This is a genomic window from Nocardia seriolae NBRC 15557 (genome assembly GCF_007990715.1).
Taxonomy (GTDB): Bacteria; Actinomycetota; Actinomycetes; order Mycobacteriales; family Mycobacteriaceae; genus Nocardia; species Nocardia seriolae.
Genome location: NZ_BJWY01000087.1, coordinates 1 through 12044 on the forward strand (window position 1 = coordinate 1; position 12044 = coordinate 12044).

Here is a 12044-nt window from a genome sequence, read left to right on the forward strand (position 1 = left end):
CGACACTAGTGATCGATCGGATCAACAAACCAACCCCCCTCCATGAAATGCAGCAGCGTCCCAACCACAAACAAGACGGCGCCTAGCGCGGCGAGCACGAACGCGGCCCAGGCCAGCAACACCAGCACCTGAAAGCCGCTCCGCCGCACCCACACCCGAACCCCCTCCCGCCCAGCCGCCGACACCCCCGCCGCGGAAATGGCCCCGACGGCCACAATCACCACGGCGCTCAAAAGGAAATACACACGAACCTCGTACCCACGAGCGTCGGCTCAGAGCGAACCGGCCAGCTCCCGCAGCACCGGGAGGCTGACCGAGCCGGAGCCGAGGATGCGGTCGTGGAAGGCCTTGATGTCGAAGGCGCTTCCCAGCCGCGAGGTGGCTTCGGCGCGCTGGCGGCGGATTTCGAGTTGGCCGACCTTGTAGGCGACCGCCTGCCCGGGCATGGCGATGTACCGGTCGATCTCGACGGTGATCTCCTCGAGCCCGACGGGGACGCTGGCGGCCATGAAATCGATGGCCTGCTGACGGGTCCACCCCTTGGCGTGCAGACCGGTGTCCACCACCAGTCGGCAGGACCGCCACGAATCGGCCGCAAGCATCCCGATGCGGGTCAAATCGTCCGGGTACAGCCCCATTTCGTCGGCGAGCCGCTCGGTGTAGAGCGCCCACCCCTCCACGAAGGCGGTGTTGGAGAACGACATCCGCTGGAAGGCAGGCAGATGGTCCAGTTCATTGGCGATGGTGAGCTGCAGATGATGCCCCGGAATGGCCTCGTGATAGGCGACCGCCGCGGTCTCGTATCGGTTGCGGCTCTTGGGTTCCCGCAGGTTCACGTAGTAGGCCCCGGGACGGGACCCGTCGGCCGCCGGAGTGAAGTAGTACGCGGCGGGAGCGGCCGCGGCCAGGAAGTCGGGAACCGGGAAGATCCCGCACGACTGCCGCGGCAGCCGCCCGAACCAGTTACCCATCTCGGCCTCGGCGGCCGCCAGGTACCCGCGCGCATCGGCCATGATCTCCTCCCCCGCGCCGTACCGCAGCGCCGGATCCTCGCGCAGTCGGGCGAACACGGCCGTCTGTTCGGTCAGCCCGAACAGCCGACCGCCCACCTGCTCGTATTCGCCGCGCAGCCGGGCCAATTCGTCCAGCCCCAATTGGTGGATCTCGTCCGCGCCGAGGTCTGGCAGGGTGGTGTGGCGACCCAGCAGCCGCCGATAGATATCCGCGCCGTCATCCCCCAGCCAGCACAACCCCGGCCGCTCGTCGGGCCGGGCCACGGGTTCGAGCTCGCGCGCGAGCACCTCGCGATAGGCCGCGAAGGCGGGCCGGATCACCTCCCGGACGATCTCGGCCAACTCTGCGCGCCAAGCGGTTTCACCGTCCCACCCCGACGGTCCGGCCATGGTGGCAAACGGGTCCGCGGCCGGGTCGGAGTCCAGGTAACCATCCACCTGCCCGATCGACCGTTCGATGGCGATGTGCGCGGGCGTGCGCCCGGCGGCCAGCCCGGCCCGGAAACGCTCCGCAGCCTGCCCCATCAGCGTCCCGAACTGCCGAAACCGCCGCAGCAGCGCCAGCGCGTTCTCCGGCGCGGGCGCATTCAACTGAGACGCCATCGTCAGCATCTCCGCATGCACCCCGGTCATCTGATCCGACGCCAGCTCCACCGGCCGCCACTCCAGATGTGCCATCCCGGAAGCCAATTCGGTCCGCAACAGGCTCCGCGTGGTGCGATCCTCATCGTTCAGCCGATCCGCGTCCAAGGCATCCACCTCGGTGAGCAGCCTCCGCCACGTCGCCAGCAACCGCTCCTCCGCCGGGACCGACAGATCCTCGATCCGATCGTCGAATCGCCTGTCCCCCAACAGCGTCGCCGCGCTCGGCGCGGACTCCAGCATGGCGTCCCAGTACCGGTCGGCGAGTGCGATGAGTTCCCCGTGTGCTGTGTTCAATCTGCCCTCCGCTTCGCTCCGGGCGGGTTTGCGGCCCTGGAGGTCTCGTTCTTCCCTCACTCCGCCTCCTCCGCTTCGCTCCCCCGGCTCCGCTCAGTCCAGAACGAGACGGGCCGCAAACCATTATGGCCTTCTCGCCCGATGTCAGCGCCGCGGCGGCACCGGGATCCGCATCAGATCCTCGGCGATCACGATCTCACCGTCGAAATGCGCTCGGGCATCGGCCGAATGCTGCTCGAGGCTGCGGTAGCGCTGCGAGTAATGGGTCAGGACCAGGGTGCGGACCCCGGCCTCCGCGGCGACCCGCGCGGCCTGCCCGGCGGTCAGGTGGCCGTACTCGACGGCCAGCTGTTCGTCGGCATCGACGAAGGTGGACTCGATGACCAGCATGTCCACACCCCGCGCCAGGTCGTAGACCCCGTCACACAGCCGGGTATCCATGACGAACGCGAAACTCTGCCCCGGCCGCTACTCGCTCACCTCGTCGAGGGTGACGGTCCGGTCGCCGACCCGAACCTCGCCGCGCCGCTGCAACTCGCCGACGACCGGGCCGGACAGGCCCAGCTCACGCAGCCGCTCCGGCACGAAGCGCCGGCTGTCGGGTTCGTCGAGCCGGTAGCCGAAGGTCTCCACCGGATGCGACAGCCGGGCGGCGCGCAGGGTGAAATCGGCCCCGGGCGGCGGCAGTTCGCCATTCTCGCCGATGGGATGCGGTTCCAGCTCGACCTGGCGATTGTGTGCCGAGGAGTCGATGAGCCGCTCGTAGAAGACCTCCCCGGACGCCGGGAAATAGACGTCCACCGGATGCAGCGCGCCGTCGAGGCTGATCCGGCCCAGCACCCCGGGCAGACCGAAACAGTGGTCGCCGTGGAAGTGGGTGATGCAGATGCGGGTGATCCCGCTGGCCGCCACGCCCGCGAAGCTCATCTGCCGCTGGGTGCCCTCCCCCGGGTCGAACAGCAGCCCTTCCCGATCCCAGCGCAGCAGGTAGCCATTGTGATTGCGCTGCTTGGTCGGTACTTGGCTGGCCGTTCCCAGGATGACCAGTTCGCGCTGTGACACGGCCGTCAGGCTACCGCCCGCCCCGCCGATCCTCGCGGTGGCGAACCGGGCGCGTCCCGCGACAATACCGACAGGGGGTATCCGGTCCGGGCGGGTAGGATGGCCGTCGTGGTCGAACAGCAGTCGCGAGGCACCCGGTTCATCCGGGCCTTCGGGCTGCTCGCGCTCATGGCCGGGATCGTGGCCATGCACGCGCTCGTGCTGGGCATGAGCGACGGGCCTGCCACCGGCCGCGAGCACTCCGATCACGCCATGCTCGCGCCCGCCGCGATGGTCATGAACCAGGATCAGGGCGCGTTCATGCCCGGCTGTGGCGGCGACTGCGACAGCGGTCACGCCGGAATGCACGGCTGCCTGTTCGTGCTCACCGCGCTGCTGCTCAGACTCGGTCTGGCCCTGCTGGCCCGGGTCGGTCTCGGCAATCGCGACGCCGCCGCCACGAAACCGCGCCACCCGCGCGCGAGCAATGCCCGCCCCCCGCCGTGGACGGTGCTCTCCCTGGCCGAACTGGCGATTCTGCGGATCTGATGGGCCGCCGCTGCCGCGCGTATCTCACACGCGGACGCGGGTTTTCGCATGCCCTTTTCCCGATTCGCCACCGATCCCCAAGGAGTTCAACCATGTTCGGCACAACCATGTTCGGCACAACCATGTTCGGCACCCGTACCAAGCTCGCCCTGATCGCCGTCACCTCCGCCACCGCCCTGCTGGCCGCGGGTTGCAGCAACAATGACGGCGGCAATTCCGCCGCGTCGAGGACCTCGACCACCTCCGTCGCGTCCATGCCCGGCATGGATCACGGCAATATGCCCGGCATGGGCGGCACCAGCACCTCCACGCAGGCCGCCCGCAGCGATTTCAATGACGCCGACGTGACGTTCCTGGACATGATGTATCCGCATCACGCGCAGGCCGTGGAGATGGCGAAACTGGTCCCGAGCCGCTCGCAGAACCAGCAGCTGATCACCCTGGCCAAGGCCGTCGAGCAGGCGCAGTCCCCGGAGATGCAGCAGATCACCACGCTGCTGGCGAGTTTCGGCAAGCCCGCCCCGAGCACGCAGATGGGCCATGACATGCCGGGCATGATGTCGATGGATCAGATGACCAAGCTGCAGGGCATGTCCGGCGCGGAGTTCGACAAGCTGTGGATGCAGATGATGATCCAGCACCACCAGGGCGCGATCACCATGGCGAATACCGAACTGGCGCAGGGCAGCAATGCCGACGCCAAGGCGCTGGCGCAGTCCATCGTGACCGCGCAGCAGCAGGAGATCGCCCAGATGAACACCATGCTGGGCCAGGACTAGGCCGGAAACGCGAACGGGTGCGCCGGTTTTCCGGCGCACCCGTTTCGACGATCAGCTGCCTATGACGGCGTTCATGATCGTCCCGGCGCTGGTGGCGGTCGCGCCGCCGATCATGGCCCCGGCCACCATCTTCGGTGACTCCAGGCCGCCGCCGCTCCACTTCTCCCAGGCGAACCGGCCACCGCCGTAGGTGATGGCGGTGACGCCCGAGAGCATGGTGAACCAGGTGCAGTAGCGGACCAGCTTCATCAGCTTGTCCGCCACCGGAGGCGTCTCCGGGGTCGGGTTGCCGATCTGCGCGACAACCGTGGTGTAGGCGTCATGCACGGCGAGGAGCATGCTCACGATCGGTTCCTCTCGGGATGCTGAATCGGTGCTGGTGGGCGGAACTTGTGGCACAACTCTCACTATTCAGAGCAATTGAACCGCATTCCGCCGGGGTGTCGAGTGACGACACACCACCAGCACCGAACTCGAGCAGCCGATCAGCTACCGGATTTGTCTGCCCGGAGAGCCAGCAGCGAGTGCCGCCGTCCGTAGAGGAAGTACACGATCAGGCCCAGCCCCATCCAGATGACGAACCGCGCCCAGGTCTCCACCGACAGGTTGAACATCAGCCACGCGCACGCGATCACGGACAGGATCGGGACCAGCGGCACCAGCGGCACCCGGAATCCGCGCTTCAGGTCCGGCCGCGACTTGCGCAGCACCACCACGCCGATGGACACCAGCACGAACGCGAACAGCGTGCCGATATTGACCATCTCCTCCAGCGGGCCGAAGTCCACGAAGCCGGCCAGCAGCGCACAGACGACACCGACGATGACGGTGATCCGCACCGGCGTGCCCTTGGATCCGGTGTGCGCCAGCTTGCGCGGCATCAGCCCGTCGCGGGACATCGCGAACAGCACGCGGGTCTGGCCCAGGAACAGCACCATGACGACGGTGGTCAGACCGGCCAGCGCGCCGATGGAGATGATGTTCTTGGCCCAGGTCACGCCGTGAATGGCGAAAGCCGTTGCCAGCGTGGCGTTCTCGCCCTGCAGGTCCTTGTAGGACACCATGCCGGTGAGCACCAGCGAGACCACCACGTACAGCACGGTCACAATGGCCAGCGAGCCCAGGATGCCGCGCGGCACATTGCGCTGCGGATCCTTGGTCTCCTCGGCGGCGGTGGCGACCACGTCGAAGCCGATGAAGGCGAAGAACACGATCGACGCCGCCGCCAGCAGGCCGTACCAGCCGAAGTGGCTGTTGCCGCCGCCGGTGACCAGCTGGAACAGGGTCTGCTGCCACTTGCCCGCGGCGCCGCCGTCCGCATTGGGGACCGACTCGGGAATGAACGGCTTCAGGTTCGAGGCCTTGAAGTAGGTCGCGCCGACCACGACCACCAGCGCGATGACGGCCAGCTTGATGGCGACCGCCACGGCCGACACGCGCGAGGACAGCTTGGTGCCCATGGCCAGCAGCACGCCGAGAACGGCGATCAGCAGCACCGCGCCCCAGTCGAACTTGACCGAACCGAAGTGCCAGATGGGCTGGTGCCCGCCCATGACCGTGCCCAGGTACTGCGACCAGCCCTTGGCCACCACCGAAGTGCCGAGCGCGAATTCGAGAACGAGGTCCCAGCCGATGATCCAGGCGATGAGCTCACCGAAGGTGGCGTAGGAGAAGGTGTACGCGGAACCGGCGACCGGGACGGTCGAGGCGAATTCGGCGTAGCAGAGCGCGGCCAGGCCACAGGCCACGGCGGCGAACACGAAGGCCAGCGAGACCGCGGGTCCGGCCATGTTGCCCGCGGTACGCGCGGTGAGGGTGAAGATGCCCGCGCCGACCACGACCGCGACACCGAAGATGGTGAGGTCCCACGAGGTCAGGTCCTTGCGGAGTTTGGCATCGGGATCGTCGGTGTCCCGGATCGACTGTTCGACGCTCTTGGTGCGGAACAGTCCGCTGGTGCGGCCGGCAGCGGGACCGACGGCGTCCCGCTGGGAGTCCGATATCGCCACTGTCTCTCCTATATCTGGCTTCTCGGCAACAATGCAGTTTTCACCGGTCAGCCACAGTCCAGCTCCCGGTCGGTGCACTTTCGCTGGTGGCCTGCAGAAAGACTCGCTGGTTCCAGCCCCGTCACTGCGATCGGACTCGGGTCGGAGTCCGGGTTATCGGCGTCACACGGAACCGTATCACCAGCTGGTACGTACCAGTTCAGCAACCTTGTGGGCATCGATAATGCGTCCGCGTGCCGCGTCGACGCCACGCCGGGGACCGGCGGGTCGGATTAATGTTTCGGTATGGTTTTCGGGGGACCGTCCACCGGCGGCGATCCGGGCGCGCTGGATCGGGTGCTGACGCGGGCGCGCGGTGTCCGGGTGCGCGAGATGCCGGGCGACACCCGCACCCTGCTGGAAGAGCGGGACCCGGTTGCCGTGCGGGCGCTGCGGGAGGCGCTGCGCATCGCCGATCTGCCCGGATTCGTGTGCATGTGCTGGGGCGATGTGGCCCTGGACTTCTTCGGCGCGGCCGAGCGGCCCCTCACCACCGTGACCCTGCACCACGGCTGTTCGATTCGCTGGGACGGCTGGCCGCAGGACGCCCTGCTCGCCGACGGCGTGCGCTCGCTGGAATGGCTTGCGGTGCGCGGAGTCTCGAGTCCGCTGCGCGAGTTCCGCGCCGCCGAGCAGCGCCAGGCCGAGGCCGACCGTACCGCCCGCCGCTGGGTGGCCGAGATCCCCGCCGCCCTCGCCCCCTACGCCACTCTCTTCCTCGACACCTCCCGCACCGGCGGCGGCCTGACCGCACCCCAGATCGCCGAGGTCCGCGCCATTCTGCTGGTATCCCACCCCCACCCGCTCGACCGGGTCCTGTGCCTGTGCACCTGGTATGCCGCGGGCACCGGCGCGTACTCGGGTCACCCCACCCACGAACGCATCCCGGCCCAATTCCTGGACCTGGAATCCCTCGCCGACTTCGCCACCGCGGTGGACCTGGCGGACGACACCGCCACCGCGGGCGCGGTCCGCTATCTCCTCAGCTGGGACACCCGAAACCGGCTGGCCCACCTACTGGCCGCCCTCTCCCCCGCCGCCCGCCGCAAAATCCTCCGCCACGCCCGCGACGCCGAATCCCGCCGCTGGCTCCAACGCCGCATCACGGGATTGCAGTGACGACGTGATGGCCGGTATCGGGTGGGAGCCCGCCCGTGCGCGGCAGATTAGCCTGGGAACCATGGTCGAGTTTCCCGAGAGCAACGTGGGTCCGAAGTTCAAGGGCAAGAGGGTCGGCTACTTCCGCGAGACGGCGGGGTATCGGCGGTATGCGGCGGCGTATCGGGACGGGTTCGAGAACCTGCCGCCGATGCGCGAGACCATCGATGTGGCAACCAGTTTCGGGACGGTGCGGGCGTATCGGTTCGGGGAGGGGGAGGGGGAGGGCACGCCGCTGGTGTTGTTGCCGGGGCGACAGGCCGCTACGCCGATGTGGGCGGCGAACCTACCGGGGCTGCTGGCGGTGCGGCCGATCATCACGCTGGATCTGCTGGGTGAGCCGGGGTGGAGTGTGCAGTCCGAGCCGCTCACCGACAATGCCGATCAGGCGGCTTGGCTGTCGGAGGCGTTGGCGGAGTTGGATTCTCGGCCGGTGCATGTGATGGGGGTGTCGATCGGCGGGTGGTCGGCGGTGAATCTGGCGGTGCACCATCCGGAGCGGGTGGCCTCGCTCGTGATCCTGGATTCACCGTTCGTGTTCGGCGGGGTGACCTGGAAGATGATCACCGTATCGCTGGGGTCGGTGCTGCCGGGCATGCCGGACAAATGGCGCAACAAGCTGCTGAGCTGGATCTCCGGCGGGGTGTCCGCGCCGGAGGAGCTGCCCGAGGGTCGGTTGATCGCCTCCGGGATGAAGGATTTCGCGGCGTACCTGCCGATGACGAAACGGCCCGCCGAGGAACGGCTTTCGGCGCTCGCCATGCCGTTCCTCGGCATCTACGCGGGGCGCAGCATTGTGCAGAATGCGCGCAAGACGGTGGAACGGGCGCGAAAGCTGTTGCCCGGCGGGCAGTTCGAGGTGTGGCCGGAGGCCTCGCACGCCATCAACGGCGAGTTCCCGGACGAGATCGCGGCGCGGGTCGCGAAATTCCTCGGCGAGATCGAATCCGGTTCCTGATCAGGGCACCAGCACCGCACGCCCCCGGATCTGCCCGGCGTCCAAGCGGCGCAGGGCTTCCGGACCGTCGACGAGGTCGAAGCGTTCGACCTCCATGTGGATCTTGCCCGCCTGGGCGAGGGCCACGCAGTCGTAGAGGTCGCCGCGGGTGCCGCCGAGCGACTTCCGCACGGTCGCACCCCAGGGCAGACCGGGGCCACCGGCGGGCCCGGCGGTGATTTCCGGTGCGCCATCGCCGATTCCGACCATGCGATAGGCCCCGTTGGGAGCGACGGTCTCGCAGGCGAGTCGCGCGGTGGCGTCGACGCCGACGAAGTCGAACACGGCGTCCGCGCCGCGCCCGCCGGTGAGGTCGAGGATCTGCCCGGCGGTGTCGTCGCCGGAGAGGAAGCCGAGCTCCGCGCCGCAGTCCGCGGCCAGGTCCAGCTTCTCCTGCGCCTGATCGACCGCGATCACCCGCACGCCCGAAATGGCGTGCAGGATCTGCACCGCCACGTGCCCGAGGCCGCCGATGCCGATCGCGACCACGGTCCCGCCGGGCCGCAGATTCTCCTTCGCGCCCCGAATCGCGTGGTAGGCGGTGAGCGCCGCGTCCGCGACGGGTGCCGCCTGCACGAAGTCCAGGTCCCCGATGGGCACGAACGAGGTGGCCGGAATGCGCACGTATTCCGCCATGCCGCCCTCGATGGACAGGCCCGGGCAGGGCGGCATGGCGACGCGACCGGCTGCGAGACAGACGTTTTCATTGCCGCTGACGCATTCGCGGCAGACCCCGCAGGTCCAGAACAGGTAGACCAGCCCGCGTTCGCCGATCTCCCGGCCGGCCACATCCGAGCCGATGGCCTCGATGGTGCCCGCGATCTCGTGGCCGAGGGTGAGCGGGTCTTCGCGCAGTTGGTAGGGGAAGTTCACCAGGGTCAGGTCCGAGTGGCAGACGCCCGCCGCACCGACCTTCAACAGCAGGTCGGTGGGTCCGATTTCGGGTACCGGGATGTCATTGATCTGCACCTTTTCCGGGCCGGTCCACTGGAGTGCGCGCATCGTGCTTCCTTGCCTCGAGCTTGTGATCCAAGGCACAAGGTAACATTCGCTATACATGATGTCTAGCGAATGACGGAATGTCTACCGATTTGGCGAAACCTCTTCCCTCCGGCAGAGACACGTGTCTAGGCTCCCGTCCCATGAGCAGTCCGAGAATCGCCATCGTGGGCGCCGGAATCTCCGGGATCTGCATGGCAGTCGCGTTGCGGCAGGCGGGTTTCACCGATTTCACCATTTACGAGAAGGGTGCGGACTGCGGTGGCACCTGGCGTGACAACACCTACCCCGGCCTGGTGTGCGACGTGCCCTCGCGGTACTACCAATTCCGGTTCGCTATGAATCCCGAATGGACGCAGCTGTATCCGACCGGGCCGGAGATCGAGAAGTATCTGATCGGAGTGGCACGGCAGTACGGGCTGGAGCGACACACGCGGTTCGGCACCACGGTCACCGCCGCGGAGTTCACCGACACCGGCTGGCGGGTCGAGCTCTCCGACGGAACCACCGATCCGGTCGATTTCGTCGTGTGCGCCACCGGTTTCCTGGTGCACCCGAACCGGCCCGCCATCGCGGGGCTCGACGAGTTCGGCGGCGTGGTCATGCATTCGGCGCGCTGGGATCACGACGTGGATGTGACCGGCAAGCGGGTCGGCATCATCGGGACCGGTTCGACGGGCACCCAGCTGGTGAGCGCACTGGCCGGGAAGGTGCCCGAAGTCGTACTGTTCCAGCGCACTCCGCAGTGGATCCTGCCCACGGTGAACCGGCCCTACTCGCGGCTGGGGCGGCTGCTCTACCGCCGGATTCCGGCGCTCGGCAAGGCCAGCTACCACCTCAATCGAGGCTTCTTCGCGGTGTTCTCACAGGCCCTGGTGCATCCCGGCCGGGTCCGGCAGCTGGTGCAGTGGGTGGTGGAGCGAAACCTGCGGTCGGTCGAGGATCCCGAACTGCGCCGCAAGCTGACGCCTGACTACACCGCCATGTGCAAGCGGCTGGTGGTGTCGGATCGCTTCTACAAGGCGATCCAGCACCCCGACGCCGAGCTGGTCACCGAAGGCATCGACCACATCGAGGAACGCGGTGTCGTCACCTCCGACGGCCGTCTGTACGAGCTCGACATCATCGTGCTGGCAACGGGTTTCGACTCGCACGCCTACATGCGTCCGATGGCGATCACCGGCACCGCGGGCCGCACCCTGGACCAGGCGTGGGCGGACGGCCCGCGCGCCTTCGAGGGCGTCATGATGCCGGACTTCCCCAATCTGTTCATGCTGATCGGCCCGCACAGCCCGTTCGCCAATCACCCCATCACCGCGGTCGCCGAGGCCCAGTCCGCGCGCATAGTGAGCTGGCTGAAACGCTGGGGCAGAGGCGAATTCGCGAGCGTGGCCCCCACCCGCGCGGCCACCGACCGCTACAACGCCCGCATGCGCGCGGCCGCCCCGAGCACGGTGTGGACCACCGGCTGCAAGAGCTGGTACCTGGGCAAGGACGGGATGCCGGAACTGTGGCCGTGGACGCCGAACGCGTACGAGAAGCTGATTCGCGCCACCCCCGATCCGGTGGACTACGAGCTGATCGGTCAGCGGGTCGCCCGCTGACCGCGCGCGGCGTGCTCGGTCAGTTCGAGAGCGATGAAGGCCGAGCTCATGGCGCGCCAAACCGCCTCGGCGACAGTGGGTTCCAAGCCCTCGGCCGCGGCGCGCGTGCGGGCGAGGGCGACTACCTGCTCGACTCGGTCGGGTGCGCGAACGGCCTGTTCGTCGGACTTGAAGGTGGCGGCGGCCCGGACCAATTCCTGACGGGACGCGAGCAGGCGGATCAGCTCACCGTCCAGTTCATCGATGCCGGTGCGGACTTCGGCGAGCGTTTGCGGAGCGGACACGGGGAGTGAATCTAGCCGAGCCGATGCCGGTCGGTTCGGCGTGGGCGCGCCGCTCAGGCGAAGGCGCGCAGGGCGACGGGGACGACGAACTCCTCCAGCATGGCGCGTTCGTCGTCCTCGTCGCGTCCGGGGGCCGACAGCAGCGAGACGCTGATCCGGGTGAGCCAGCGGGCCAGGCGGCCGCGCTCGCCGTCGGTCAGGTCGGCCTGCGTGAACAGCCCCGCGGCAATGGATTCGATGACGGCCGAGTCCTGGCTGATCTCCCCGGCCGGACCCGACTCCCCCGCCCGGAACCAGGCGATCAGCGTGGGTTCGGCGCGCACCGCCCGGACCGCCCCGAGCATGGCCGACACCACCCGCTCGCCCGGGTCCGCAATGGCCTCGACCTCGGCGAAGACCCGGGCGGCCATGCGGCGGGTCTCGCGGTGCACGAACGCGATCCGCACAGCCTGCCGGTTGTCGAAGTAGCGGTAGAGGGTGGCGCGCGAACACCCGGCGGCCTTGGCGATATCGCCCATGCCGACGGCGGTGACGCCGCGGTCGGCGAACAACTGCGCGGCGGCGTCCAGAATCCGTTCGGCGGCCAGGTCGGCGCGGTCATCGGCCAGCCAGTCCCGGCTCATGCCCGGTCCC

Annotated in this window: 12 protein-coding genes and 1 pseudogene; 5 read left to right on the forward strand and 8 right to left on the reverse strand. The window is 68.3% G+C overall.

The genetic code is table 11. The features are described from left to right. Nucleotides 1-5: 5 nt before the first annotated feature. The 3 genes and pseudogenes from NS2_RS23855 to NS2_RS23865 form a co-directional block, all read right to left on the reverse strand. Nucleotides 6-245 (reverse strand): hypothetical protein, encoded by a 240-nt coding sequence (locus tag NS2_RS23855; RefSeq protein ID WP_033089601.1) that lies wholly within the window; start codon nucleotides 243-245, stop codon nucleotides 6-8. A gap of 27 nt (nucleotides 246-272) precedes the next feature. After that, nucleotides 273-1952 (reverse strand): DUF885 domain-containing protein, encoded by a 1680-nt coding sequence (locus tag NS2_RS23860; protein ID WP_033089602.1) that lies wholly within the window; start codon nucleotides 1950-1952, stop codon nucleotides 273-275. Between the two features lie 144 nt (nucleotides 1953-2096). Further along, nucleotides 2097-3014: pseudogene (locus NS2_RS23865) on the reverse strand (ribonuclease Z). Nucleotides 3015-3122: 108 nt separating this feature from the next. On the opposite strand from NS2_RS23865, the gene NS2_RS23870 reads away from it, so the two are divergent. Beyond that, nucleotides 3123-3542, forward strand: a complete 420-nt coding sequence (locus tag NS2_RS23870) for a DUF6153 family protein (RefSeq protein WP_145961858.1) — start codon at nucleotides 3123-3125, stop codon at nucleotides 3540-3542. A 92-nt stretch (nucleotides 3543-3634) separates the two neighbouring features. Then, entirely contained in the window at nucleotides 3635-4321 is a 687-nt protein-coding gene (locus NS2_RS23875; RefSeq protein ID WP_370737311.1) for a DUF305 domain-containing protein, read from the forward strand. Nucleotides 4322-4372: 51 nt separating this feature from the next. Here the strand turns inward: NS2_RS23875 and NS2_RS23880 are convergent, their stop codons facing one another. Continuing rightward, nucleotides 4373-4660 (reverse strand): hypothetical protein, encoded by a 288-nt coding sequence (locus NS2_RS23880; protein ID WP_155239163.1) that lies wholly within the window; start codon nucleotides 4658-4660, stop codon nucleotides 4373-4375. Nucleotides 4661-4806: 146 nt separating this feature from the next. Then, nucleotides 4807-6330: an APC family permease gene (locus NS2_RS23885; protein WP_370737310.1), complete on the reverse strand. Its 1524-nt coding sequence runs from the start codon at nucleotides 6328-6330 to the stop codon at nucleotides 4807-4809. A gap of 285 nt (nucleotides 6331-6615) precedes the next feature. Between NS2_RS23885 and NS2_RS23890 the strand changes: the two genes are divergently transcribed. Beyond that, entirely contained in the window at nucleotides 6616-7488 is an 873-nt protein-coding gene (locus NS2_RS23890; RefSeq protein ID WP_033089604.1) for a hypothetical protein, read from the forward strand. 7 nt (nucleotides 7489-7495) lie between these two features. Continuing rightward, nucleotides 7496-8485, forward strand: coding sequence for an alpha/beta fold hydrolase (locus NS2_RS23895; protein WP_261772308.1), 990 nt, complete (start codon nucleotides 7496-7498; stop codon nucleotides 8483-8485). On the opposite strand, the gene NS2_RS23900 is transcribed toward NS2_RS23895, so the two are convergent. Continuing rightward, nucleotides 8486-9526 (reverse strand): NAD(P)-dependent alcohol dehydrogenase, encoded by a 1041-nt coding sequence (locus NS2_RS23900; protein ID WP_033089605.1) that lies wholly within the window; start codon nucleotides 9524-9526, stop codon nucleotides 8486-8488. It abuts the gene before it with no gap. Nucleotides 9527-9666: 140 nt separating this feature from the next. Here NS2_RS23900 and NS2_RS23905 point away from each other — a divergent pair, with 140 nt between their 5' ends. Then, nucleotides 9667-11127: a flavin-containing monooxygenase gene (locus NS2_RS23905; protein WP_033089606.1), complete on the forward strand. Its 1461-nt coding sequence runs from the start codon at nucleotides 9667-9669 to the stop codon at nucleotides 11125-11127. Here NS2_RS23905 and NS2_RS23910 read toward each other — a convergent pair. Further along, nucleotides 11109-11411: a chorismate mutase gene (locus tag NS2_RS23910; RefSeq protein ID WP_033089607.1), complete on the reverse strand. Its 303-nt coding sequence runs from the start codon at nucleotides 11409-11411 to the stop codon at nucleotides 11109-11111. The two genes, NS2_RS23905 and NS2_RS23910, sit on opposite strands and share 19 nt — an antisense overlap. A 53-nt stretch (nucleotides 11412-11464) precedes the next feature. Continuing rightward, nucleotides 11465-12034, reverse strand: coding sequence for a TetR/AcrR family transcriptional regulator (locus NS2_RS23915; protein ID WP_033089608.1), 570 nt, complete (start codon nucleotides 12032-12034; stop codon nucleotides 11465-11467). Nucleotides 12035-12044 lie beyond the last annotated feature (10 nt).